The sequence below is a fragment of the Streptomyces parvulus genome, assembly GCF_014648855.1.
Taxonomy (GTDB): domain Bacteria; phylum Actinomycetota; class Actinomycetes; order Streptomycetales; family Streptomycetaceae; genus Streptomyces; species Streptomyces parvulus.
The window spans coordinates 312,190-336,369 of sequence record NZ_BMRX01000005.1 but is presented as its reverse complement, the minus strand read 5'-3'; the positions used below and the strand labels follow the sequence as shown (position 1 = coordinate 336,369).

Below are 24,180 nucleotides of genomic sequence, written 5' to 3'. Positions count from 1 at the left end.
AGCACGTGTGCGCGGACTTTGCTCTGTCCTTGTCCCCCCATCCGCGCGCGTGGACGCGGGGGAGGAACTCAAGTGACCAGCAGATCCTGGACGTTCAGAACGGCGGCGACCACCGTCGCACTCGCCGCGGCGACCGCGACGCTCTCGGCGGCCGGCGTCGCGCAGGCGGACTCGCCGTCCCGGCCGGACGCCGTGAACCGCCAAGACCCGAGCCCGGACAAGACCGGACGCTCCCACGACCTCAAGGGCCCGCTGAGCGACACTCAGGCCGCCCAGCGTGAGGAGGCCCTCAACCAGGTCATATCCGGCAAGGCCTCGGTGAAGAAGAAGGACGGCTCCAACGTCGTCCAGCTGAAGAGCAAGAAGGGCGACGCCAAGTACGTCGAGCTGGGCCGGGAGAAGACCGACAAGATCTTCACCATCCTGGTCGAGTTCGGTGACAAGGTGGACAGCCGCTACGGCGGTACCCCCGGGCCGCTCCACAACAAGATCGCCAAGCCGAAGCGCAAGGACGACAACTCCACGGCCTGGAAGGAGGACTACAACCAGGAGCACTTCCAGGACCTGTACTTCGGTTCCGGCGAGGGCGTCAACTCGGTCAAGACGTACTACGAGAAGCAGTCCTCCGGCCGCTACTCGGTCGACGGCGAGGTCTCCGACTGGGTCAAGGTCCCCTACAACGAGGCCCGCTACGGCTCCAACAAGTGCGACCCGGACAACTGCGCCTGGTTCGCGGTGCAGGACGGCGTCACCGCATGGGTCGCCGACCAGGAGGCGGCCGGCCGGGCCGACGCCCAGATCAAGGCGCAGCTGGCCCAGTACGACCAGTGGGACCGTTACGACTTCGACGGCGACGGCGACTTCAACGAGCCCGACGGTTACATCGACCACTTCCAGATCGTGCACGCGGGCGAGGACGAGTCCGCGGGCGGCGGCGCCCAGGGCGAGGACGCCATCTGGGCCCACCGCTGGTACGCCTTCGGCACCGACGCCGGCGCCACCGGCCCGGCCGACAACAAGCTCGGCGGCACCCAGATCGGCGACACCGGCGTCTGGGTCGGCGACTACACCATCCAGCCGGAGAACGGCGGACTCGGCGTCTACGCCCACGAGTACGGCCACGACCTCGGCCTGCCGGACCACTACGACACGGCCGGCGGCGACAACTCCACCGGCTTCTGGACGCTGATGTCGTCCGGCTCGTGGCTCGGCACCGGCCGCAACGAGATCGGCGACCTGCCCGGCGACATGAACGCCTGGGACAAGCTCCAGCTGGGCTGGCTGAACTACGACACCGCCAAGGCGGGCGTCAGCTCCTGGCACAAGCTGGGCCTGGCCGAGTACAACACCAAGCACAAGCAGGGCCTGGTCGTGGAGCTGCCGAAGAAGGCGGTCACCACCGAGATCGTCGCTCCCGCCGAGGGCAAGACCCAGTGGTGGAGCGGCAGCGGTGACGACCTCCGGAACACGCTGACCCGCAGCGTCGACCTCACCGGCAAGTCCGCCGCCGCCCTCACCCTGGACGGCTGGTACGACATCGAGGCCGACTACGACTTCCTCTACGCCGAGGCGTCGACCGACGGCGGCGCCAACTGGACGGCGCTCGACGGCACGTTCGACGGCCAGCCGATCCAGCGTGACGGCAGCGACAAGCCGGCCCTGAGCGGCACCGTGGACGCCTACGGGAAGCTCGCCTACCCGCTGGACGCCTACGCCGGCAAGAAGATCGACCTCCGCTTCCGCTACCAGACCGACGGCGGGGTGGCCCAGAAGGGCTTCGCGGCCGACGCGATCACGGTGACGGCCGACGGCCAGGCGCTCTTCACCGACAACGCCGAGACCGCGGACGCCGCTTGGACCGCCAAGGGCTTCTCCCGGGTGGGCGCGTCCTTCACCAAGGACTACGCGCAGTACTACATCGCGGAGAACCGCCAGTACGAGTCGTTCGACAAGACGCTGAAGACCGGCCCGTACAACTTCGGCTTCTCGGAGCGCCCGAACTGGGTCGAGCACTACGCGTACCAGAACGGCCTGCTGATCTGGAAGTGGGACACCTCCCAGGCGGACAACAACACCAGCCAGCACCCCGGCGCCGGTCTGGTCCTGCCGATCGACTCGCACCCGACCGCGCTGAAGTGGAAGGACGGCACCCTGATGCGCAACCGCATCCAGGCGTACGACTCGCCGTTCAGCCTCTACAAGACGGACGGCATGACGCTGCACCAGGCGGACGTCGCGAAGTACATCCCGGGCTCGAAGGGCGTCTCGGTCTTCAACGACCGCACGAACACCTACTACGACCCGGCGAACCCCACCGGCGGTGTCAAGATCACTGACACCAACACGAAGATCAAGATCCTGAAGGAGGCCAAGGACGGCTCGACGATCGAGCTGGAAGTGGGCTCCGCAGGTAGGTAAACGGCATTAGTGCAGGTCAGACGGTGTTCGGCGGTGACCCCCTGGCGGGTCACCGCCGATCCGTGTTTAGGTGCGTCCTGTGGTTCTCTTATTGACACCGGGCCCGACGCCCGGACCGACACCGGCTGACACGGGGGTATGACCGCATGGCCGCAGGAGGCTTCTGCAAGCTGCCGAACGGCACGGTGGTGGTGGCACTGAACCTGCCCAGCCCCACCGCCCCGGAGGGCAGCGTGCGCTTTCTCGTCCACGCCCACAACCGGGCGCGCGCCCTGACCAGGCTGCGCAACCTGGGGCTGCGCGCGGTCTACCTGCGGGGCAACGCGGCCCCGCCGACCCCGGACGAGGTCACGGCGGTCCTGCACCACCCGGACGGCCTGATATGGCGCACGGCGCCGGTCGCCGGGGTGGCGGCCGCACCGGACCTGGTCCAGGAGCTGTGGCACCCCGTCCGGGCCCTGCTCAGACGCCCGACGGCACAGGCGTAGCGCCCCGGCGCCGCTCCGGTCCGGGCTACTGGACGACCGGCTTCCCGGACAGCTCCACGCCCGCCTCCAGTAGCTCCTCCAGTGCCCGCTCGGTGGTCTCCGGGGCCACCCCGGCGGTCAGGTCGAGCAGCACCTGGGTGCGGAAGCCCTCGCGGGCGGCGTCCAGTGCGGTGGCCCGCACGCAGTGGTCGGTGGCGATGCCCACCACGTCGACCTCGTCGATCTCCCGGCCGCGCAGCCAGTCGGCGAGCGTCGTGCCGTTCTCGTCGGTGCCCTCGAAGCCGCTGTAGGCCGCCGAGTAGGCGCCCTTGTCGAAGACGGCGTCTATGGCGCCCGAGGCGACGGCCGGCGCGAAGTTCGGGTGGAAGCCGACCCCCTCGGTGCCGGCGACGCAGTGCGCCGGCCAGGAGTGGACGTAGTCCGGGTTGTCGGCGAAGTGGCCGCCCGGCGCGATGTGGTGGTCGCGGGTGGCCACGACGTGGCGGTAGCCGGCGGGCGCCTGCCCGATCAGCTCGGTGATCGCGGCGGCCACGTCGGCACCGCCGGACACCGCGAGGCTGCCCCCCTCGCAGAAGTCGTTCTGCACGTCAACGACGATCAAGGCGCGGCGCATGGTCGGTGTCCTTCGACTGGGTCGATTGCGGGGTCGGTGGGGGCTGGAGGCCTGTGGGGGGCGGGTGGTGCGTGGGTCTGCGGTCCGTACCAGCTTTAGTTACCCGAGCCCTCGGTCGCGTACTCCGTCGGAATGACGGGTTCCCCTCGGGAGAGCTGCGTCGCGGAGAGCGGCAGCCCGGCCCGTGCCGCCGCGTGCCGGTCCCGGGCCGCGTCCAGCGGTTCGCGGGCGACCACCTCACCGCCCCTGACCAGCTCGACCAGGAGCTGCCGGCCGGTGAGGTCCGCGGGCACGGCGCCGGTGCCGATCACCTCGGCCTCCGCGTGGCCGTCGGCGCCCGTCCGCCGGGCGGCCCACTTGCGTCCGCCGACCGACGTCTTCCCGCCGCTCGACTTCTTGGCCACCGGCACCAGCGGGCCGCCGTCGGTGGACTCGCGGGCGACCAGCTTGTAGACCATCGACGCCGTCGGGTGCCCGGAGCCGGTCACCAGCTGCGTGCCCACGCCGTAGGCGTCCACGGGCGCCGCCGCCAGTGAGGCGATGGCGTACTCGTCCAGGTCGGAGGTCACGACGATCTTCGTCTCCGTGGCGCCCAACTCGTCCAGCTGCTGGCGCACCCGGTGCGCGACCAGCAGCAGGTCGCCGGAGTCGATGCGCACGGCGCCCAGCTCGGGCCCGGCGATCTCCACCGCCGTACGGACGGCCTCGGCGACGTCGTAGGTGTCCACCAGGAGCGTGGTGCCCCGGCCCAGGGAGTCGACCTGGGCCCGGAAGGCGTCGCGCTCGCTGTCGTGCAGCAGGGTGAAGGCGTGCGCCGAGGTGCCGACGGTGGGGATGTTGTAGCGGAAGCCGGCGGCCAGGTCGGAGGTGGTCGCGAAGCCGCCGACGTAGGCGGAGCGGGCGGCGGCGACCGCGGCCAGCTCGTGGGTGCGGCGGGCGCCCATCTCGATCAGCGGGCGGTCCCCGGCGGCCGAGGACATCCGGGACGCGGCGGCGGCGATGGCCGAGTCGTGGTTGAGGATGGAGAGGATCACCGTCTCCAGCAGCACGCACTCGCCGAAGGTCCCCTCGACCCGCATGATCGGCGAGCCCGGGAAGTAGACCTCGCCCTCGGGGTAGCCCCAGATGTCGCCGCCGAAGCGGTACCCGGCGAGCCAGTCCAGCGTCGGCTCGTCGACGATGTCCTTCTCGCGCAGGAAGCGCAGCACGTCGGCGTCGAAGCGGAAGTTCTCCACCGCGTCCAGCACCCGCCCGGTGCCCGCGACGACGCCGTAGCGCCGCCCGTCCGGCAGCCGCCGGGTGAAGACCTCGAACACGCTGCGCCGCCCGGCGGTGCCCGCCTTCAGGGCGGCCCGCAGCATGGTCAGCTCGTACTGGTCGGTGAAGAGCGCCGTGGAGGGAACGTCGACCGGCAGCCCAAGGTCCGCTGTGTTCATACGACGGATCGTACCCCCATTTCGTCACTCTGACGATTTCGAAGTCCGGCCGGTCCGCGTGGCGTCGGCCACGGGCCCGTTTGTGCGGGTGCCCCCCTGTGGTGGCAGCATGGGGCCTGTGACGGCAGCCGCACCCATGGAGATCGAGAAGACCGAGTCGGCGGAGGAGGTCTTCGCCGTACCCGAGCCCGACGTGCCCTGGGTGACGATCGTGCACAACGACCCCGTCAACCTCATGAGCTACGTGACCTACGTCTTCCAGTCGTACTTCGGCTACTCCAAGGACAAGGCCACCAAGCTGATGATGGACGTCCACCACAAGGGCAGGGCGGTCGTCTCCAGCGGCACGCGCGAGGAGATGGAGCGGGACGTCCAGGCCATGCACGGCTACGGTCTGTGGGCCACCCTCCAGCAGGACCGGAAATGACCCACGCCCGCCCGCAGGACGGAAGTAGCTGAATCGCCGCCATGTCAGGACAGTTCGAACCGCTCCCCGGCGGCGGCGCGGCCGTCGCCCTCGACGACGTCGAGATCTCCATCATCCGCTCGCTGGCCGTCCAGCTGCTGGAGCTGATCGGCCCCGGCCCCGCCGAGGACGCCTCCGACGACCCCCTCGCGGAGCTGTTCGCCGAGGGCCCGAGCGAGCCCCCGGCCGACCCCGTGCTGCGCCGCCTCTTCCCGGACGCCTACGGCGACCCGGAGGGCACCCCGCAGGCCCGCGAGGCCGAGGAGCAGCGGGCGTCCTCCGCCGAGTTCCGCCGGTACACCGAGAACGACCTGCGGGCCGGCAAGCGGGAGACCGCGCTCGCCGTGATCCGGGCGCTGGACGCGCTGACCTCCCGGTCCGCCGGGCAGGGCACGGCGCTGCTGGAGCTGTCGGCCGAGGAGTCCCGGCAGTGGCTGGGCGCCCTGAACGACCTGCGCCTCGCCATCGGCTCCCGGCTGGAGATCGCCGACGAGGACGACACCGACCTCCTCTTCCGGCTCCCGGACGAGGACCCGCGCAAGCCGATGGTGATGGCGTACCTGTGGCTCGGCGGGCTCCAGGAGTCCCTCGTCGCGACCCTGATGCCCTGAACGCGACGGTTCGTCCGCCTTCGGGGCCCGCTCAGCGGAGCCTCAAATCCGGATAACGATCCCGTCAAAGACGCGCCCGTTTTTGCACCCCCGGGGCTTCTTTTGTCCGCTTCTACCTGTGTGACACGTCACAGGGCGCCCCTGTGACGAGCGCCGTCGTCGTGGTAAATCTTCACGACCGCCCGGCGAACACCACCCGAATGTTCGGCCGGGTGCGCCACCGAGCCGGCAACCGCCGGCCAGGCACCGAGCGGGATGTGAGGCCCGCTCAGCTCCATCATCCGGGGGGATCGCGACCCGATCCGAGACCGACCGAAGGTCCGGATCGGCATGGAGAAAGGCGCATCACACATGACCTCTGCGCAGGTCGACACGGAGAAGGCACCGGAAGAGGGCTACGAGCGGGGACTCAACAGCCGCCAGGTCCAGATGATCGCGATCGGCGGCGCCATCGGCGTCGGTCTCTTCCTGGGCGCCGGGGCGAACATCGCCAAGGCCGGCCCCAGCATCATCCTCATGTACGCCCTCGCGGGCGTGATCATCTTCTTCATCATGCGGGCGCTCGGCGAGCTCCTGCTCTACCGTCCCGTCTCCGGCTCCTTCGCCGAGTACTCGCGCGAGTTCCTCGGCCCCTTCTTCGGTTACTTCACCGGCTGGACGTACTGGCTGATGTGGGTGGTCACCGGCATGGCGGAACTCACCGCCGCCGCCATCTACATCCACTACTGGTTCCCGGACATCCCGCAATGGGTGTCGGCCCTGGTCTTCCTGGTGCTGCTGTTCGTGGCCAACCTGATCTCGGTGAAGCTCTTCGGCGAGATCGAGTTCTGGTTCTCGATGGTCAAGGTCACCGCCATCATCGGCATGATCGTGATCGGCATCGGCGTGCTGACCCTCGGCTTCAGCCAGGCCGGCGACACCGCCGCCGTCTCCAACCTGTGGGAGTTCGACGGCTTCTTCCCCAACGGCATCGGCTCGTCCCTGATGACCCTCCAGGGCGTCATGTTCGCCTACCTCGCCGTCGAGCTGGTCGGCGTCACCGCCGGTGAGTCGGAGAACCCCGAGAAGACCCTCCCCAAGGCGATCAACACCCTGCCCTGGCGCATCGCCCTCTTCTACGTGGGCGCCCTCACCGTCATCCTGGCGGTGGTCAAGTGGACCGAGTTCGCCGAGGGCGTCAGCCCCTTCGTGAAGGCCTTCGCCGTCATCGGCATCCCGGCCGGCGCGGGCATCGTCAACTTCGTCGTGCTCACCGCCGCCCTGTCCTCGTGCAACTCCGGCATGTACTCCACGGGCCGGATGCTGCGCACCCTGGCGGACAACGGCGAGGCCCCCAAGGTCTTCAGCCGGCTGTCGTCGACCAAGACCCCGGCGTTCGGCATCGCCGTCTCCGTCGTCTTCATGGGCATCGGCGTGGTCCTCAACTACGTCGTCCCGGAGAAGGCCTTCGGCTACGTCACCTCCATCGCCACCGCGGCCGGCATCTGGACCTGGCTGATGATCCTGGTCAGCCACGTCATGTACCGCCGCAAGGTCGTCGCGGGCCGCCTGCCCGCCTCCTCCTTCCCCGCTCCGGGCGGTTCGGTGTGCTCCTACATCGCCATCGCCTTCCTGCTCTTCGTCACCTGCCTCATCGCCTACGACGCCGACGCCCGCGTCTGCCTGTACGTGATGGCCGGCTGGGCCGCCGCCCTCGGCATCGGCTGGGCCGTGCTCAAGAGCCGCAACCCGCGGATCACCGAGCGGCACGGCGATCCGGAGCTGGAGAAGATCGGCTGACCAGCGCGTTCGCGCGCATCGCGGACGTCCGGCCGCACGGGGTGCTCGTGGCACCCGGCGCGTCCACCGCTCAGGACGTCCGGCATTCGGGCCGGTCCGTACCACCCCTCGGTACGGGCCGGCCCTTCTGCTTATCCTGGGCCGCATGCTGACCATCACCCAGGCCCTGTACGACCAGATCGTCGCCCACGCGCGCGAGGACCACCCCGACGAGGCGTGCGGCGTGGTGGCCGGCCCCGAGGGCCAGGACCGCCCCGAGCGGTTCGTCCCGATGCTGAACGCGGCCCGCTCGCCCACCTTCTACGAGTTCGACTCGCAGGACCTGCTCAAGCTCTACCGCGAACTGGACGACCGCGACGAGGAGCCGGCGGTCATCTACCACTCGCACACCGCCACCGAGGCCTATCCCTCCCGCACCGACATCAGCTACGCCAACGAGCCCGGCGCGCACTACGTCCTGGTCTCCACCGCGGACGCCGACGGCGCCGGCGACTTCCAGTTCCGCTCGTTCCGCATCGTGGATGGCGAGGTCACGGAGGAGGAGGTCAAGGTCGTGGAGGCCTACTGATCGCATGGGTCATCCCGCATCGCGGACGAAAATCGTCCACGATGCGATATCACACTCCGGAAGGCGCACCGGGAATCGATACGATGAGCCCATGGTTCTTCTCGACGTGAGCGACAAGGCGCCGGGCACGCTGCTCGTGGCGCGGCTGCACGTCGACCTGTGCAGGCTGAACAGCGCCATCTGTTGATCCTCCGCCGCCGCCGTACGGCCCCGGGCCGTGCGCCGCGGCGTGCCGACGTGTGCCGCCGCGCGCCCACCGAACCCACCACGAACTCCCGACAGGAGCCCTCAGCCATGGCCATCGAGGTCCGCATCCCGACCATCCTCCGCCAGTACACCGACGGCCAGAAGGCGGTGGAGGGCAACGGGGACACCCTCGCCAAGCTCTTCGCCGACCTCGAGACCCGCCACACGGGCATCCAGGCCCGCATCGTGGAGGGCGACCAGCTGCGCCGCTTCGTCAACGTCTACCTGAACGACGAGGACGTCCGGTTCCTGGACGGCATCGACACCAAGCTCAGCGACGGCGACAGCATCACGATCCTGCCGGCCGTCGCCGGCGGCATGGCCTGATCGGGATGCGGTACGACTCCCCGCTGGCCGCGGTGGGCAACACCCCCCTGGTGCGCCTGCCGCGGCTCTCGCCGTCCGCCGACGTCCGCATCTGGGCCAAGCTGGAGGACCGCAACCCGACCGGGTCGATCAAGGACCGCCCCGCGCTGCACATGATCGAGCAGGCGGAGAAGGACGGCCGGCTCACCCCGGGCTGCACGATCCTGGAGCCGACCAGCGGGAACACCGGCATCTCCCTGGCCATGGCGGCGAGGCTCAAGGGCTACCGCATCGTCTGCGTCATGCCCGAGAACACCTCGCAGGAGCGCCGGGAGCTGCTCGCCATGTGGGGCGCGGAGATCATCTCCTCCCCGGCCGCGGGCGGCTCCAACACCGCCGTACGGGTCGCCAAGGAACTCTCCGCCGAGCACCCGGACTGGGTGATGCTCTACCAGTACGGCAACCCGGACAACGCGGGCGCGCACTACGCCGGCACCGGCCCCGAGATCCTGGCCGACCTGCCCTCGATCACGCACTTCGTGGCCGGCCTCGGCACCACCGGCACTCTGATGGGCGTCGGCCGCTACCTGCGCGAGCACAAGCCGGACGTGCGGATCGTCGCCGCCGAGCCGCGCTACGACGACCTCGTGTACGGGCTGCGCAACCTCGACGAGGGCTTCGTGCCCGAGCTGTACGACCCCTCCGTGCTCACCACCCGCTTCTCGGTGGGATCCGCCGACGCGGTCACCCGCACCCGGGAACTCCTCCAGCAGGAGGGCATCTTCGCGGGCGTCTCCACCGGCGCCGCGCTGCACGCCGCGATCGGCGTCGGGAAGAAGGCGGCCAAGGCCGGCGAGAGCGCCGACATCGTGTTCGTCGTCGCCGACGGCGGCTGGAAGTACCTCTCCACCGGCGTCTACACGGCGGCCACCACCGAAGAGGCCATCGAGACCCTGCAGGGCCAGCTCTGGGCCTGACGGCGGGCTACCGCGCGAGGTGACGGACCTGGTCCCACAGGACCGGGTCCACCACACCCACCCGGCGCCGGAAGTCCCCGACGGGCACCTCGCGCAGCTCGTCCGTCTCCAGGAAGCTCGTCCGCCCCCGCGCGTCCCCGACCGAGCCGGGCGGCAGCGTGATCACCCCGGACCGCCCGTCCCGGTGCCGCGTGGTGATCTTCGCGACCAGCACCCGCCGCCCGCGCACCGAGATCACCAGGCACGGCCGGTCCTTCGCACCGGCCGTGTCCTCGTACGGCACGTTCGCCCACCAGATCTCCGCGGGCCTCGGCCGCGTGGACCGGGCGCGGGGACCCGTGGGGCGCCCCGGCGGCCGCCGGCTGCCGCCCGGCCGGGGAGGGCGACGCCCGCGGCCCCAGCCGTCGACGACCGTGGCGACGGCTGCGAGCAGGACCACCGCCGCGAGGGCGAGCCACCAGGACGTGTGCATACCGAGACGGTACCGGCGCACACGCGGACCGTGCGCCCCTTCGGCGACCCCACGCGCCCCGGTTCCAGCCGAACCGGTGACACCGCAGGTGAGTTCGCCCACAACGGACCCTGGCGGAGGAGCGACCCGGCGTTTTGCGCCTTACGCTCGACGGACCGCACGACCCCCGTCTCTCCACACGCGCCAGCGGAGGTTTCTGCTTCATGAAGCTCACCGTCGTCGGCTGCTCGGGGTCCTTCCCGTCCGCGGAATCGGCCTGCTCGAGCTACCTCGTCGAGGCCGACGGCTTCCGGCTGCTCCTCGACATGGGCAACGGTGCCCTCGGCGAGCTGCAGCGCCACTGCGGTCTCTACGACCTCGACGCGATCTTCCTCAGCCACCTGCACTCCGACCACTGCATCGACATGTGCGCCTACTTCGTGGCGCGCTACTACCGGCACGACGGCGGCCGCTGCGCCCCCCTCCCGGTCTACGGACCCGAGGGCACCGAGCACCGGCTCACCACCGCCTACGCCGACACCCCCTCGGCCTCCTCCATGAGCGAGGTGTTCGACTTCCACACGGTCAAGCCCTCCACGTTCGAGGTCGGCCCCCTCACCGTGCACACCGAGCGGGTCGCCCACCCCGTGGAGGCCTACGCCATCCGCGTCGAGCACGGCGGACGCTCGCTCACCTACTCCGGCGACACGGGCGTCACGCCCGCGCTGGACGAACTCGCCCGCGACACGGACCTGTTCCTGTGCGAGGCCGCCTTCACGCACGGCAAGGAGAACATCCCCGACCTCCACCTCAACGGCCGCGAGGCGGGCCAGACCGCCGCCCGGGCCGGCGCCCGGCGCCTGGTGCTCACCCACATCCCGCCGTGGACCGACCCCGGGATCAACCTGGCCGACGCGCGCGAGGTCTACGACGGGTCGGTCGAGGTCGCGAGGACGGGCGCGGTCTACGAGGTCTAGCACCCCGGCCGCGCACGTGCGCGGGACGCACGAAGGACGCATGACGAAGGCCCCGGAACCTTGCCGGTTCCGGGGCCCTCGTCATGCCGTGCGGCGGACGCTCACGCCTTGGTGAGGTCCTCGACCTCCTCCTCGGGCTCGCGGCCCGGGGTCTTCAGGTCGAACTTGACGATCGCGAAGCGGAACGTCACGTAGTAGATCGCCGCGAACACCAGGCCGATCGGGATGATCAGCCATGGCTTGGTGGCCAGGTGCCAGTTGAGGGCGTAGTCGATGGCACCGGCCGAGAAGTTGAAGCCCGCGTGCACACCCAGGCCCCAGGTGACCGCCATGGATATCGCGGTGAGCACCGCGTGCAGCACGTACAGGACCGGCGCGATGAACATGAAGGAGAACTCGATCGGCTCGGTCACACCCGTGACGAACGAGGTCAGGGCGAGCGAGACCATCATGCCGAGGACGGCCTTGCGGCGCTCCGGGCGGGCGGTGTGCGCGATGGCGATCGCGGCGGCCGGCAGACCGAACATCATGATCGGGAAGAAGCCGGACTGGAAGATGCCCGCGGACGGGTCACCGGCCAGGAAGCGGGTGATGTCGCCGTGCACGACCTCACCGGCGGAGTTGGTGAAGTCGCCGAGCTGGAACCAGGCGACCGTGTTCACGAACTGGTGCATGCCGACCGGGATCAGCGCCCGGTTCACGCCGCCGAACAGCGCCGCGCCGCCCGAGCCGAGGCCCGTCATCCACTCGCCGAAGTTGGAGATGCCGGTGCCGATGGGCTCCCAGACCAGGCCGAAGAAGACACCGACCACGATGCCGACGAAGGCCATGATGATCGGCACCAGCCGGCGCCCGTTGAAGAAGCCGAGCCAGTCCACCAGCCTGGTGCGGTGGAAGCGCTGCCACAGCACGGCGGCCAGCAGACCCATGATGATGCCGCCGAGCACCCCGGGGTCGTTGTACGTCGCGGCGACGTCCTCGCCGTTCTTGACCACCGCCTCGGTGACCGGGAAGGCCTCCAGGACCTTGCTGTAGACGAGGAAGCCGACCACCGCGGCCAGGGCCGTCGAACCGTCCGCCTTCTTGGCGAAGCCGATGGCCACGCCGATGCAGAACAGGATCGGCAGCGATCCGGTCAGGGCACCGCCGGCGTTGTTGAAGACCGCGGCGACGCGGTCCCAGCCGAGGCCGTCCTTGCCGAAGATGTCGTCCTGGCCGAGCCGGACCATGATGCCCGCCGCCGGGAGCACGGCGATCGGCAGCTGAAGGCTGCGGCCGACCTTCTGAAGACCCTGGAAAAGACCAGATCCCCGCTTCTTTGCGGGGGCCGCCTTGTCGGTGGCGGTGCTCATACTTCCTCCATCGGGTGGTGGTCTACACCACTCAGTGGTGTAGACCTGTTGTAGCACGATGAAGGCCGCGTAAGGAACCCGCGATTCCGCAACCGCAGCGCTACGCGCAGTACTTGCTCAAGATCCCAGCTCAGACACGCACGAGGGCGTGCCGAAGGCCCCCGGCCGGGAGGTCCGGGGGCCTTCGCGAGACCACGCTCAAAGCGTACGTGAGGGTACGTGAGGTCTACACCTTCGTGACGTCCTCCACCTCGTCCTCCGGCTCACGGCCCGGAGTCTTCAGATCGAACTTTGTGATCGCGAACCGGAAGACCACGTAATACACCGCCGCGAAGCACAACCCGATCGGAATGATCAACCACGGCCTGGTCGCCAGGTTCCAGTTGATGACGTAGTCGATCAGACCCGCCGAGAAGCTGAACCCGTCCTTCACGCCCAGCCCCCACGTCACCGCCATCGACACACCCGTCAGCACCGCGTGCACCGCGTACAGCGCCGGCGCGATGAACAGGAACGAGTACTCCAGCGGCTCCGTGATCCCCGTCACGAACGACGTCAGCGCCACCGAGAGCATCAGGCCCCCGACCTCCTTGCGCCGGTGCGGCTTCGCGCAGTGCGTGATCGCCAGCGCCGCCGCCGGCAGCGCGAACATCATGATCGGGAAGAAGCCCGTCGTGAACTGCCCCGCCGTCGGATCGCCCGCCAGGAACATGTTGATGTCACCGTGCACCACCGTGCCGTCCGGCTTCGTGTACGTGCCGAACTGGAACCACATCGGCACGTTCAGGAACTGGTGCAGCCCGATCACCAGCAGCGCCCGGTTCGCCAGGCCGAAGATGCCCGAGCCCCACGCGCCCAGGTCGTTGAGCCAGTCGCTGAAGCTCTCCAGCGCACTGCCGATCGGCGGCCACACCCACAGGCACAGCGCCGCGAACACGATCGCCGTGAACGCCATGATGATCGGCACCAGCCGGCGCCCGTTGAAGAAGCCGAGCCAGTCCACCAGCTTCGTCCGGTGGAAACGCTGCCAGAAGTAGGCCGTCAGCAGCCCCATCACGATGCCGCCGAAGACGCCCGGGTTCTGGTAGGTGAACGCCGTCACCGTCTCCGACCCGTCGGTCAGCCGGCACCCGATCTGCGGGATGGCCTCCGCACCCTCCGGACAGTCCTCGGGAAACTGCCGCAGCACGTTCCAGTAGACGAGGAACCCCGCCACCGCCGCCAGCGCCGTCGAGCCGTCCGCCTTCTTCGCCATCCCGATGGCCACGCCCACGCAGAACAGCAGCGGCAGCCCCAGCGAACCGTCGAGCAGCGCACCGCCCGCACCGATCATCACCTTCGAGACGTTCGACCAGCCCAGACCGTCGTCGCCGAACACGTCCGGCTGCCCGAGCCGGTTGAGAATGCCCGCGGCGGGCAGGACCGCGATGGGCAGCTGAAGACTGCGACCCATCTTCTGCAAGCCCTGGAACGCCTTGTTCCAGCGTGCGCGAGCGGGACTGACCGCGCTGTCGGCACTCATCCGGTCTCCATCCGGTCGCCGGTACACTGGTGTAGACCAGTTGACGGCGCTCCGTCGCCGTGACGCCATCATTCGGCACCCGCCACACGATGGCTCGCGAAGATGGGCCAACTGTGGGTTACTGCGACAAAGCGGTTCGGATCAGGGAGAAGGAACATGGCCAGCAAGGCTGAGAAGATCGTCGCCGGCCTCGGCGGCATCGAGAACATCGACGAGATCGAGGGCTGCATCACCCGCCTCCGCACCGAGGTCAACGACCCCGCGCTGGTCAACGAAGCCGCCCTGAAGGCCGCCGGCGCCCACGGCGTCGTCAAGATGGGCACCGCCATCCAGGTCGTCATCGGCACCGACGCCGACCCGATCGCGGCGGAAATCGAAGACATGATGTGACCCGGCCCCCGGGCCCACCGGCAAGGGGCCCTGACCGCGGCGGCCTTCACACCGCGGTCGGGGCCCCTTCCGCATGGCCGCTAGGCTCACCCGCATGTCACGCATCGACGGCCGCACCCCCCAGCAGCTCCGCCCCGTCACCATCGAACGCGGCTGGAGCAAGCACGCCGAAGGCTCCGTCCTCGTCTCCTTCGGCGACACCAAGGTCCTCTGCAACGCCTCCGTCACCGAAGGCGTCCCACGCTGGCGCAAGGGCAGCGGCGAAGGCTGGGTCACCGCCGAATACGCCATGCTCCCCCGCGCCACCAACACCCGGGGCGACCGCGAGTCCGTCAAGGGCCGCATCGGCGGCCGCACCCACGAGATCAGCCGCCTCATCGGCCGTTCCCTGCGTGCCGTCATCGACTACAAGCAGCTCGGCGAGAACACCGTCGTCCTGGACTGTGACGTCCTCCAGGCCGACGGCGGCACCCGCACCGCCGCCATCACCGGCGCCTACGTCGCCCTCGCCGACGCCATCGCCTGGGGCCAGACCAAGAAGCTCATCAGGCCCAGCCGCAAGCCGCTGACCGGCACCGTCTCCGCCGTCTCGGTCGGCATCGTCGACGGCACCCCCCTCCTCGACCTGCGCTACGAGGAGGACGTCCGCGCCGACACCGACATGAACGTCGTCTGCACCGGCGACGGCCGCTTCGTCGAGGTCCAGGGCACCGCCGAGGCCGAGCCCTTCGCGCGCGACGAACTCAACACGCTCCTCGACCTCGCCACCGCCGGCTGCGCCGACCTCGCCGCGCTCCAGCGCAAGGCCCTCGACGAGACCCTCGAAAGGTAAAGGGCGGCCCAAAGGCGCCTCAAGGAAGTGCGTGCGGACACGCAACTCACCCGCTCGCGACCGCGTCCCTAGCAGTACAGCACCACGGGCGTACGGCCCCACCGGCCGTACGCCCGACGCCGCACCGCACACGGGCCGCCCGGCCCGTTGCCCAGGGGAGGACCGAGATCCATGGCCGCGAGCCGCCACCGCAGCCTTCGCCGCACCGCGACCGTCGCCACCGCGCTGGCCGCCGTCGCCCTGACCGCCGGCCTCACCACCGGCTGCGAGGCCGTCGACAAAGCCCTCGACTGCGTACGCACGGCGGACGCGATAGCCGACAGCGTCACCGAACTCCAGCAGGCCGTGGAGAACACGTCCGACCCCACCCAGTGGGAGGAGTCCCTCGACTCCATCGACAAGAACCTGGACAGGATCGGCGACCAGACCGACAACACGGACGTCAACCAGGCCGTCGACGACCTCGGCAAGGCCGTGGACAACGTCCGGACCTCCGTCGAGAACGGCGACAGCACCCCCGACCTCAGCCCCGTCACCGACGCGGCCGGCGAACTGACCAAGGTCTGCACGCCGTAGGGATGACCCCGGCCCGGGGTGCGCGGACCGGGGTCCGGCGATACTGGACCCCATGACCCGCCTGATCCTCGCCACCCGTAACGCCGGAAAGATCACCGAACTGAGGGCCATCCTCGCCGACGCGGGCCTGCCCCACGAACTCGTCGGCGCGGACGCCTACCCGGAGATCCCCGACGTCAAGGAAACCGGCGTCACCTTCGCCGAGAACGCCCTGCTCAAGGCCCACGCCCTCGCCCAGGCCACCGGCCTGCCCGCCGTCGCCGACGACTCCGGCCTCTGCGTCGACGTCCTGAACGGCGCGCCGGGCATCTTCTCCGCCCGCTGGGCCGGCCGGCACGGCGACGACCAGGCCAACCTGGACCTCCTCCTCGCCCAGATCGGCGACATCGCCGACGAACACCGGGGCGCCCACTTCGCCTGCGCGGCGGCGCTCGCCCTGCCCGACGGCACGGAGCGCGTGGTCGAGGGCCAACTCCGCGGCACCCTCCGCCACACCCCCGCCGGCACGGGCGGCTTCGGCTACGACCCGATCCTGCAGCCGGACGGCGAGACCCGAACGTGCGCGGAACTGACGGCAACCGAGAAGAACGCGATCAGCCACCGGGGGAAGGCGTTCAGGGCGCTGGTGCCGGTGGTGCGGGAGCTGTTGGGCTGACGCTGAGAGGGGGCTGCTCGTTGAGCGGCCCCCTCTGTGCGTGTGTGCGGCCGGTGGGACTCGAACCCACACGGGCTTTCACCCACGGCGTTCTAAGCGCCGCTTGTCTGCCATTCCAACACGGCCGCGTGATCGGCCATGCTACCGGTCGGCGGTTGCCTCTTGCTTTGCCCTCCTCGGCACCACGTGTTGGTGATGGCGTGGCAGTTCGGGCACAGCAGCCGGAGATTCTCCTGCCGGTCGTCGCTCCAGTCGCCGTTGATGTGATCAATTTCCAGGGTCATCGGTCTACCGAGCCACTCGGGGCCCACGCCGCAACGAGCGCACGCTTCAGCGACACCGACAAGGAGGATCGCCCGGCGCAGACGCTTGGTGTTGCTGCGGTGCGCACCACTGTGCTTCACCAGCACCTCACTCGGATGCTTGGCGTTCGTGGCGGGTTTCCCCCTTCGATGAGCCTGCCCGAGGAAATGTGATGTCGAGATCTGATGCTCGGCAATCCATCTGCGTAGCTGCCCACGTTGTGAGCCGTTGCCCGGTCGGCCCAGACTGCGTAGGACCTCGGCCAGGGAGCTCGAGGCGGCGACTGCCGTTCGCAGCTCCTCCTCCGTGGGGCGGGGCCTCCGACCGGTCATGAGGAGAGCCTCTTTCCCCTGCCGCGGTAACTGTCCGTCGTCGAATGGCAGTTGGGACACAGGAGGCGAAGATTCTCCAGACGGTTGTTCCGCCAGTTGCCATCGATGTGATCGACCTCCAGGGGCAGAGGCTCCCCCAGCCACACGGGCTCAACGTCGCAGAGCGCGCAGCGCTCCTCCGTGCCAAGCTCGCATCGCCCTCTTCAGACGGCTGCCCGGGGTCCGCCTGGACACTGCCCGACGTGTCCTCGACAAGGATCTCTGCCGGGGTCCGGCGTCGCTGGTTGAGTCGCTGCCGCTCCGTGCGGACCACCGGTGCGAAATGCGAGGTGTCGATGCCATAGGCCTTGATGCGTCGGGAGATGTTCGCATGGTGCCCACCGACCGGCGGGAGTCCGAGCCGACGCAGGACGTCGTAGACACTTGCCGATTCGGCGACGACCGCCTCCAGGATCTCCCTGGTCCACTTCGCTCCCTCGCGCTCGAAGTGTGAGACGTCCACCCCCAGCTTCCGCATCCGATCGAAGATGTACCGCCGTTTCCAGCTCTTCGGATCCACCCCCAACCTACGCAGCGCCTCCGACAACGTCCGAGCCCCCCGAGCCGCCTCCTCCAGCCGCTCCCTGTCGTACGCACTCGCCCCCATCAGCCCCTCCGTCCCCGGCCGCGTGTTCGCAGCCTCGTACGGAGTAACGAACCGACTATCGGACAGTCACGCACGGCATGCGGAAGGGCCCGTACCGGAAAGGTCCGGTACGGGCCCCGCAGGGGACTGGGTCAGATCCCCAGATCCTTGATGATCTTGGCTACGTGGCCCGTCGCGCGGACGTTGTACAGGGCCCTTTCGACCTTGCCCTCCTCGTCCACGACGATCGTGGAGCGGATGACGCCCATGTAGGTGCGGCCGTAGTTCTTCTTCTCGCCGAAGGCGCCGTACGCCTCCAGGGCCTTCTTCTCGGGGTCGGCGAGGAGGGTGACCTTCAGGGACTCGGCCTCGCGGAACTTGGCGAGCTTCTCCGGCTTGTCGGGGGAGATGCCGATCACGTCGTACCCGGCGCCGGCCAGCAGCTCCAGGTTGTCCGTGAAGTCGCACGCCTGCTTGGTGCAGCCGGGGGTAAGGGCAGCAGGGTAGAAGTAGACGATGACCTTGCGGCCCTTGTGGTCCGACAGGGACACCTCGTTGCCGTCGGCGTCCGGGAGGGTGAAGGCGGGGGCCGGGTCCCCGGGCTGGAGTCGCTCGCTCATCGAATCAGCGTAACCGGGGGTCCTGACAGTGCGGAGAAGCGAGTAGCTGACAGACTGTCCGGGACAGTGTCAGAGGACTTCGGAGGCGTACGGTGGCGGACACGTCGGACAGCAGAACCCCGGCGCAGATCGAGACGGACATCAAGCGCCGTCGCGAGGTGCTGGCCGAGACGCTCGACGAGCTCGGGATGCGGGTGCACCCGAAGACGATCGTGGGCGATGCCAAGGCCAAGGTCGCGTCCAGCGTCGACCACACCCTCGGGCGGGCCTACGTCAAGGTCAACAGCGCGGTCAGCGACGTGAAGTCGCAGTTCGTGGACGAGGAGGGCAGGCCCCGTCTGGAGCGGGTCGTGCCCGTCGCCCTCGTGGTGGCCGGGGTCGTGGGGCTGCTCGCCCTGAGCGGCACCCGGCGGCGCGGGCGCTGAGCGCGGGCAGGTAGGTTCGGGGCGTGAGCGCCAAGAGAAACGAGCACGGCTCCGGGGACGACAAGCTGCCCATCCGGATGCTGCACGACCGCGTACTCGTGCGGCAGGACACCGGTGAGGGCGAGCGGCGTTCCGGGGGCGGCATCCTGATCCCCGCCACGGCGGCGGTCGGCAAGCGGCTGGCCTGGGCGGAGGTCGTCGCCGTCGGCCAGAACGTACGGACCGTCGAGCCGGGCGACCGGGTGCTGTACGACCCGGAGGACCGCGCCGAGGTCGAGGTGCGGGGGGTCGGTTACGTGCTCATGCGCGAGCGTGACCTGCACGCGGTGGCCGCGGACCGGTTCGAGGGGTCCGAGGACTCCACCGGGCTGTATCTGTAGGGCCCGCGGTACGGAGCCCGCGGTACGGAGAGGGGCGGTGACCGGAGTCACCGCCCCTCTCCGCTGTCTTTGCTACCTTGGAGGCACCCGACGAGACGCGCCGTACCGGGTTGAGCGAAAAGACGACGCACCACCGTTCCTTTTCGTTTCACGGAGGTGCCGTCATGGCCTGGGTCCTGCTGCTCGTCGCCGGTCTGCTCGAGGTCGGCTGGTCGATCGGGATGAAGTACACCGACGGTTTCACCCGGCTCGTGCCCAGTCTGTTCACCGGCGCCGGGATCGTCGCGAGCATGGTGCTGCTGTCGTACGCGGCCCGGACGCTCCCCATCGGTACCGCCTACGGCGTGTGGGTGGGCATCGGCGCGGCCGGGGCGGCGGTGCTCGGCATGGTCGTGCTGGGTGAGCCGGTGACCGCCGCCCGGATCTTCTTCATCTGTCTGCTGCTGGTCGCCGTCGTGGGTCTGAAGGCGACCTCGGGTCACTGACGCCGGGGTGGGACGGGGAGCCCCGCGACGGTGCCGGCGGAGTCCGAGCCGCCGCCGCCCGCGCCGTCGGTGTCCCCGCCGTCCCCGCCGCCCTCGGTGCCGCCGTTCGCTCCGTCGCCGCCGCCGCTGCCGTCGCCGCCGCCCGTGGGGCCCGGCTCGGTGCTGGCGCCGCCCGAGGGTCCGCCGGTGGTCGGGGCGCCGGTCTCGTCGCCGCCGGAGTCACCGGGCGCGGTGCTGGTGCCGCCGCCGTCGCCGGGGGTCTGCGTTTCGGAGCCCTCGTCGCCGGTGGGCTCGTCCTCCGGCTCGCCGGAGCCGCTCTCGTCGCCGGAGCCCGGTTCGTCCGAGGAGTCGGAGGACGGCGGGGCGGTGACGTCGGCGCCGCTCTGGAGCTGGAGGTCGAAGTCGCTGACCGGCTCGTCCTCCAGCGCCTTGCGGGTGTACTGGCCCCAGATCTCGGCGGGCGCGCCGCCGCCGTTGATGCGGGGCAGGCCCATCGCGCCGTACAGCGACTTGTGGGCGGCGGTCTTCGGGTCCTGGCCCATGACGGCGACGACGGTGGCCAGTTCGGGCGTGTAGCCGGCGAACCAGGCGGCGGTGTCCTCCTCCGCGGTGCCGGTCTTGCCGGCCGCGGGGCGGCCGGCGGCCTGGGCGGCGGTGGCGGTGCCGTTCTCGACGACGCTGCGCAGGACGGACGTCGTGGTGTCGGCGGACTCGCGGCTGACGGCCTGGCGCTCGCGCCGCTGGGGCAGGTCGACCTCGTGCTTGCCGTCCTTCATGACCTTCTCGACGATCGTGTACGTGCCGTGCCGGCCGTGGTTGGCGAGGGTGGCGTAGGCCTCGGCCATGTCGAGGGGGCTGGCGGTGGCGACGCCGAGGGCGATGGAGGGGGAGGGCGTCAGTTCCGGGGTGTTCTTGGAGAGGCCGAGGTCGACGGCGGTCTCCATGACCTTGTCGGAGCCGACGTCGACGGCCATCTGGGCGTACACGGCGTTGATCGACTTGTCGGTGGCCTCGCGGACGGTGACGTCGCCGTAGTCGCGGTGGTCCTCGTTCTCGGGGGCGTAGCGGCCGCCGCTCCAGCCTTCGACGGGTCGTTCGCTGGTGCCGTCGTACCTGGTGTTCGGGTTGATCGTGTCGCCGTCCTGCGTCTCGGAGTGGTTCTCGACGGCGGAGGTGAACACGAAGGGCTTGAAGGTGGAGCCGACCTGGAAGTCGCGGCGGACGGCGTTGGGCGTGTACTGCTTGACGTAGTCGATGCCGTTGTACATGGCGACGACCTTGCCGGTCTCCGGGTCGACGGAGGCGCCGCCGGCGCGGACGTAGCCGTCGACCTTGCGGTCCTTGTCGAGCTGGGACATCAGCTTGTCGTCGACGGCCTCGACGAAGGCGTCCTGCTTGTCCTTCTGGAGGGTCGTGGTGATGCGGTAGCCGCCGCGGGCGAGTTCCTCCTCGTCCACGATGCCGTTCTGGACGAGGTAGTCCCGGACGATGTTGACGACGTAGCCGCGCTGTCCGGACATGCTGGTGGAGATGGTGGAGGCCTTGGGCACGGGGAACTTCGCGGCGGCGCGTTCGGAGGCGCTCAGCCAGCCCTTGGCGGCCATGCCGTCCATGACGTAGTTCCAGCGGGACTCGGCGGCGCGCTTGTTCTCGGGGTGGGCGACGACGTCGTACTGGCTGGGCGCGTTGAGCAGGGAGGCGAGGTAGGCGCCCTGGCCGGCCGTGAGGTCCTTGGCGTCGATGCCGTAGTAGGCCTGGGCGGCGGCCTGGATGCCGTAGGCGCCGCGGCCGAAGAAGCTGGTGTTGAGGTAGCCCTCGAGGATCTCGTTCTTGCTCTTCTCGCGGTCGAGCTTGATCGAGATGAAGAACTCCTTCACCTTGCGGGTGACCGTCTGCTCCTGCGCCAGGTAGTAGTTCTTGACGTACTGCTGGGTGATGGTGGAGCCGGACTGCTTGCCCTTGCCGGTGGCGGTGTTCCAGCCGGCCCGGACCATGGCGCCGGGGTCGATGGCGGACTCGCTGTAGAAGTCGCGGTCCTCGGCGGCCAGGACGGCGTGCTGGGCGTCCTTGGAGATGCGGGCGAGGCCGACGCTCTCCCGGTTGACCTCGCCGTCGCGGGCGAGGACGCTGCCGTCGGCGTACAGGTACACGTTGGACTGCTTGGTGGCGGCGGCGTTGGCCGCGGGGATCTGCACCAGGTGGTAGCCGAGGAAGAAGCCGCCGACCAGCAGCAGGAGGCCGATCACGCAGGTGCCCAGCACGATGCGCCAGGTCGGGATCAGCCTGCGCCAGCCGGTCCGCCTGGGCCGCCTGGCCTTCTTCGCGTCCCCCTGGCCGGCCGCCTGTGGCTCTCTCGGCGCCCAGCCCTGTTCCGGCTGCTGCGGCTGCGGCTGCGGCTGCGGCTCGTCGCTCATGTCGTGCACGGACTCCTGTTTCGCGTCGTACGGTCTGGACTCGTACGGCCTTGTACGGCTCTGCGCCCTCTGGGCTCTCTGGGCCCCGTGATGAAGACTCTCGCACCGCGGGTTCCGTTCCCGCTCGGCGGCACACCCGTGAAATTCCGTGGCACGGGGGGCCGCCGTCGCACTAGGCTCCTGCGCTTTGGTGCCGGTCGGAGGGGGAGGGGCCGTGGGCGTGGGCTCGGGGCGGTTGTACGCGGCCGTCGCGGCGGGGGGATTCAGACGGTACGCGACCTATCGTGCGGCCACCGCCGCCGGGGTCTTCACGAACACGGTCTTCGGGCTGATCCTCGTCTACACCTACCTGGCCCTGTGGGAGGAGAGACCCCACCTCGGGGGGTACGACCAGGCGCAGGCCGTGACGTTCGTGTGGCTGGGGCAGGCGCTGCTCGCCGCGCTGGCGATCGGCGGCGGTGGTATGGAGAACGAGCTGATGGAGCGCATCCGTACGGGTGACATCGCCGTCGATCTGTACCGGCCCGCCGACCTCCAGCTGTGGTGGCTGGCGGCGGACGTGGGGCGGGCGGTGTTCCAGCTGCTGGGGCGCGGGGTGGTGCCGTTCGTCTTCGGGGCGCTGCTCTTTCCGGTGGCGCTGCCCCGGGAGGTGTCCGCGTGGGCGCTGTTCCTGGTGGCGGTGGCGCTGGCGATGCTGGTGGGCTTCGCGCTGCGCTATCTGGTGGCGCTGTCGGCGTTCTGGCTGATGGACGGCACGGGGGTGGCGCACATGGCGTGGATCGCGGGGCTGTTCTGCTCGGGGATGCTGCTGCCGCTGAACGTGTTCCCGGGCGCGCTCGGCGAGGTGGTCCGGGTGCTGCCGTGGTCGTCGCTGCTCCAGGGGCCGGCGGACGTGCTGCTGGGGGAGGCGGATCCGGTGGGGGTCTTCGTGTTCCAGGCGTCGTGGGCGGTGGCGCTGCTGGCGCTGGGGCGGCTGGTGCAGTCGGTGGCGACGCGTCGGGTGGTGGTCCAGGGTGGCTGAGGTGACCGAGGCGGCCGGTACCGCCGGGCCGGCCGGGTCGGCGGGGGCGGCCGGGGTGGACGGGCCCGGCCGGCCGGGGCCGCGGCGCGGGCGGGTCCTGGAGGGGCTGCGGGCGTACGGGCTGATCGCGGCGATGTGGATCAGGTCGACGATGGCGTACCGGACGTCCTTCGTGCTGATGACGGTCGCGAACTTCGCGATGACGGTGCTGGACTTCGTGGCGATCCTGCTGATGTTCTCCCAGGTCGACGCGTTGGGCGGCTGGTCGCTCGCCGAGGTGGCGTTCCTGTACGGGGTGTCCGGGGTCAGCTTCGGGCTGGCCGACCTGGCCGTGGGCTCGATGGAGCGGCTGGGCCGGCGGGTGCGCGACGGCACGCTGGACACGCTGCTGGTGCGTCCGGTGCCGGTGCTGGCGCAGATGGCGGCGGACCGGTTCGCGCTGCGCCGTCTCGGCCGGGTGACGCAGGGGGTGCTGGTGCTGGTCTACGCCCTGGTGCTGCTGGACGTCGACTGGACGGTGGCGAAGGTGCTGCTGATGCCGGTGATGCTGCTGAGCGGGGCCGGGATCTTCTGCGCGGTGTTCGTCGCGGCGGCGGCCTTCCAGTTCGTGGCGCAGGACGCCTCGGAGGTGGCGAACGCCTTCACCTACGGCGGTACGACGATGCTCCAGTACCCGCCGACGGTGTTCGCCCAGGACCTGGTGCGGGGGGCGACCTTCGTGGTGCCGCTGGCCTTCGTCAACTGGCTGCCGGCGGGTTACGTGCTGGACCGGCCCTTCCCGCTGGCGCTGCCGGAGTGGGTGGCCTTCACGCCGCCGCTGGTCGCGGTGGCCTGCTGCGCCCTGGCGGGGCTGGCCTGGCGGGCGGGGCTGCGTTCGTACCGGAGTACGGGGAGCTGAGACGGTGAGGGAGC

At 70.0% G+C, this 24,180-nt stretch carries 27 protein-coding genes, 1 tRNA gene, 1 pseudogene and 1 riboswitch; of the genes and pseudogenes, 19 read left to right on the top strand and 10 right to left on the bottom strand.

The genetic code is table 11. From position 1 onward, the window contains the following. The first annotated feature begins 72 nt into the window (after nucleotides 1-72). On the top strand, nucleotides 73-2,418 hold the full coding sequence (locus IE108_RS11625; protein ID WP_064728122.1) for an immune inhibitor A domain-containing protein: 2,346 nt from the start codon (nucleotides 73-75) through the stop codon (nucleotides 2,416-2,418). A gap of 146 nt (nucleotides 2,419-2,564) precedes the next feature. Next, on the top strand, nucleotides 2,565-2,906 hold the full coding sequence (locus IE108_RS11620) for a hypothetical protein (RefSeq protein WP_064728121.1): 342 nt from the start codon (nucleotides 2,565-2,567) through the stop codon (nucleotides 2,904-2,906). A 25-nt stretch (nucleotides 2,907-2,931) separates the two neighbouring features. Here IE108_RS11620 and IE108_RS11615 read toward each other — a convergent pair whose 3' ends face one another. Continuing rightward, entirely contained in the window at nucleotides 2,932-3,519 is a 588-nt protein-coding gene (locus tag IE108_RS11615; RefSeq protein ID WP_064728120.1) for a nicotinamidase, read from the bottom strand. 95 nt (nucleotides 3,520-3,614) lie between these two features. After that, complete coding sequence (locus IE108_RS11610; RefSeq protein ID WP_064728119.1) at nucleotides 3,615-4,955, bottom strand: nicotinate phosphoribosyltransferase; 1,341 nt, start codon at nucleotides 4,953-4,955, stop codon at nucleotides 3,615-3,617. Nucleotides 4,956-5,064: 109 nt separating this feature from the next. Between IE108_RS11610 and clpS the strand changes: the two genes are divergently transcribed. From clpS to IE108_RS11580, 7 genes are all read left to right on the top strand, one after another. Next, nucleotides 5,065-5,382 carry an ATP-dependent Clp protease adapter ClpS gene (gene clpS, locus IE108_RS11605; RefSeq protein WP_064728118.1) on the top strand — a complete coding sequence of 106 codons (318 nt, stop codon included), beginning with the start codon at nucleotides 5,065-5,067 and terminating at the stop codon, nucleotides 5,380-5,382. 41 nt (nucleotides 5,383-5,423) lie between these two features. Continuing rightward, a complete protein-coding gene (locus IE108_RS11600) occupies nucleotides 5,424-6,032 on the top strand; it encodes a DUF2017 domain-containing protein (protein ID WP_064728117.1) in 609 nt (202 codons plus the stop codon). Nucleotides 6,033-6,383: 351 nt separating this feature from the next. After that, nucleotides 6,384-7,811: an amino acid permease gene (locus IE108_RS11595; RefSeq protein WP_064728116.1), complete on the top strand. Its 1,428-nt coding sequence runs from the start codon at nucleotides 6,384-6,386 to the stop codon at nucleotides 7,809-7,811. Nucleotides 7,812-7,956: 145 nt separating this feature from the next. After that, on the top strand, nucleotides 7,957-8,379 hold the full coding sequence (locus tag IE108_RS11590; protein ID WP_064728115.1) for a M67 family metallopeptidase: 423 nt from the start codon (nucleotides 7,957-7,959) through the stop codon (nucleotides 8,377-8,379). Nucleotides 8,380-8,470: 91 nt separating this feature from the next. Further along, nucleotides 8,471-8,566: a putative leader peptide gene (locus IE108_RS35315; RefSeq protein ID WP_019065921.1), complete on the top strand. Its 96-nt coding sequence runs from the start codon at nucleotides 8,471-8,473 to the stop codon at nucleotides 8,564-8,566. Between the two features lie 107 nt (nucleotides 8,567-8,673). Further along, a complete protein-coding gene (locus tag IE108_RS11585; protein ID WP_064728114.1) occupies nucleotides 8,674-8,952 on the top strand; it encodes a MoaD/ThiS family protein in 279 nt (92 codons plus the stop codon). A 5-nt stretch (nucleotides 8,953-8,957) separates the two neighbouring features. Next, nucleotides 8,958-9,908: a PLP-dependent cysteine synthase family protein gene (locus IE108_RS11580; RefSeq protein WP_064728113.1), complete on the top strand. Its 951-nt coding sequence runs from the start codon at nucleotides 8,958-8,960 to the stop codon at nucleotides 9,906-9,908. A gap of 7 nt (nucleotides 9,909-9,915) precedes the next feature. On the opposite strand, the gene IE108_RS11575 is transcribed toward IE108_RS11580, so the two are convergent. Further along, nucleotides 9,916-10,380, bottom strand: a complete 465-nt coding sequence (locus IE108_RS11575) for a type II toxin-antitoxin system PemK/MazF family toxin (protein ID WP_064728112.1) — start codon at nucleotides 10,378-10,380, stop codon at nucleotides 9,916-9,918. Nucleotides 10,381-10,583: 203 nt separating this feature from the next. Between IE108_RS11575 and IE108_RS11570 the strand changes: the two genes are divergently transcribed. Beyond that, nucleotides 10,584-11,336, top strand: a complete 753-nt coding sequence (locus IE108_RS11570; RefSeq protein WP_064728111.1) for an MBL fold metallo-hydrolase — start codon at nucleotides 10,584-10,586, stop codon at nucleotides 11,334-11,336. A 101-nt stretch (nucleotides 11,337-11,437) separates the two neighbouring features. On the opposite strand, the gene IE108_RS11565 is transcribed toward IE108_RS11570, so the two are convergent. Both IE108_RS11565 and IE108_RS11560 read right to left on the bottom strand, forming a co-directional pair. Beyond that, entirely contained in the window at nucleotides 11,438-12,688 is a 1,251-nt protein-coding gene (locus IE108_RS11565; RefSeq protein ID WP_064728110.1) for a PTS transporter subunit EIIC, read from the bottom strand. Nucleotides 12,689-12,914: 226 nt separating this feature from the next. Then, nucleotides 12,915-14,210: a PTS transporter subunit EIIC gene (locus tag IE108_RS11560; RefSeq protein WP_064728109.1), complete on the bottom strand. Its 1,296-nt coding sequence runs from the start codon at nucleotides 14,208-14,210 to the stop codon at nucleotides 12,915-12,917. A 156-nt stretch (nucleotides 14,211-14,366) separates the two neighbouring features. Here IE108_RS11560 and IE108_RS11555 point away from each other — a divergent pair, with 156 nt between their 5' ends. The 4 genes from IE108_RS11555 (at nucleotide 14,367) to rdgB (ending at nucleotide 16,663) form a co-directional block, all read left to right on the top strand. Next, entirely contained in the window at nucleotides 14,367-14,600 is a 234-nt protein-coding gene (locus IE108_RS11555) for a PTS sugar transporter subunit IIB (protein WP_064728108.1), read from the top strand. Between the two features lie 94 nt (nucleotides 14,601-14,694). Beyond that, the gene (rph, locus tag IE108_RS11550; protein WP_064728107.1) at nucleotides 14,695-15,432 is read left to right on the top strand and encodes a ribonuclease PH; all 738 of its coding nucleotides are present in this window, start codon (nucleotides 14,695-14,697) and stop codon (nucleotides 15,430-15,432) included. Between the two features lie 171 nt (nucleotides 15,433-15,603). After that, nucleotides 15,604-16,008 (top strand): DUF8711 family protein, encoded by a 405-nt coding sequence (locus IE108_RS11545; protein WP_064728106.1) that lies wholly within the window; start codon nucleotides 15,604-15,606, stop codon nucleotides 16,006-16,008. A gap of 52 nt (nucleotides 16,009-16,060) precedes the next feature. Beyond that, a complete protein-coding gene (gene rdgB / locus IE108_RS11540) occupies nucleotides 16,061-16,663 on the top strand; it encodes an RdgB/HAM1 family non-canonical purine NTP pyrophosphatase (protein ID WP_064728105.1) in 603 nt (200 codons plus the stop codon). A 45-nt stretch (nucleotides 16,664-16,708) separates the two neighbouring features. Here rdgB and IE108_RS11535 read toward each other — a convergent pair. From IE108_RS11535 to bcp, 4 genes and pseudogenes are all read right to left on the bottom strand, one after another. Then, nucleotides 16,709-16,791 (bottom strand) — tRNA-Leu (locus IE108_RS11535). Next, a complete protein-coding gene (locus IE108_RS35225) occupies nucleotides 16,756-17,073 on the bottom strand; it encodes an HNH endonuclease (RefSeq protein WP_308433774.1) in 318 nt (105 codons plus the stop codon). Before IE108_RS35225 ends, IE108_RS11535 begins: the two co-directional genes overlap by 36 nt. Before the next feature lie 221 nt (nucleotides 17,074-17,294). Next, nucleotides 17,295-17,944 (bottom strand): annotated as a pseudogene (locus tag IE108_RS11525) (HNH endonuclease signature motif containing protein). A 131-nt stretch (nucleotides 17,945-18,075) separates the two neighbouring features. After that, on the bottom strand, nucleotides 18,076-18,543 hold the full coding sequence (bcp, locus tag IE108_RS11520; protein ID WP_064728104.1) for a thioredoxin-dependent thiol peroxidase: 468 nt from the start codon (nucleotides 18,541-18,543) through the stop codon (nucleotides 18,076-18,078). A gap of 92 nt (nucleotides 18,544-18,635) precedes the next feature. Between bcp and IE108_RS11515 the strand changes: the two genes are divergently transcribed. The 3 genes from IE108_RS11515 (at nucleotide 18,636) to IE108_RS11505 (ending at nucleotide 19,833) form a co-directional block, all read left to right on the top strand. Continuing rightward, nucleotides 18,636-18,968, top strand: coding sequence for a DUF3618 domain-containing protein (locus tag IE108_RS11515; RefSeq protein WP_064728103.1), 333 nt, complete (start codon nucleotides 18,636-18,638; stop codon nucleotides 18,966-18,968). 77 nt (nucleotides 18,969-19,045) lie between these two features. Continuing rightward, a complete protein-coding gene (locus tag IE108_RS11510; protein ID WP_167307483.1) occupies nucleotides 19,046-19,348 on the top strand; it encodes a GroES family chaperonin in 303 nt (100 codons plus the stop codon). A 66-nt stretch (nucleotides 19,349-19,414) separates the two neighbouring features. After that, a riboswitch (guanidine-III (ykkC-III) riboswitch) is annotated at nucleotides 19,415-19,480 on the top strand. A gap of 32 nt (nucleotides 19,481-19,512) precedes the next feature. After that, entirely contained in the window at nucleotides 19,513-19,833 is a 321-nt protein-coding gene (locus IE108_RS11505) for a DMT family transporter (RefSeq protein WP_055417143.1), read from the top strand. Here the strand turns inward: IE108_RS11505 and IE108_RS11500 are convergent. Continuing rightward, nucleotides 19,827-22,247, bottom strand: coding sequence for a transglycosylase domain-containing protein (locus IE108_RS11500; RefSeq protein WP_189397621.1), 2,421 nt, complete (start codon nucleotides 22,245-22,247; stop codon nucleotides 19,827-19,829). The genes IE108_RS11505 and IE108_RS11500 overlap by 7 nt on opposite strands. Nucleotides 22,248-22,461: 214 nt before the next feature. On the opposite strand from IE108_RS11500, the gene IE108_RS11495 reads away from it, so the two are divergent. After that, complete coding sequence (locus tag IE108_RS11495; protein WP_107420171.1) at nucleotides 22,462-23,268, top strand: ABC transporter permease; 807 nt, start codon at nucleotides 22,462-22,464, stop codon at nucleotides 23,266-23,268. Next, on the top strand, nucleotides 23,261-24,166 hold the full coding sequence (locus tag IE108_RS11490; protein WP_107420170.1) for an ABC transporter permease: 906 nt from the start codon (nucleotides 23,261-23,263) through the stop codon (nucleotides 24,164-24,166). Before IE108_RS11495 ends, IE108_RS11490 begins: the two co-directional genes overlap by 8 nt. Nucleotides 24,167-24,180 lie beyond the last annotated feature (14 nt).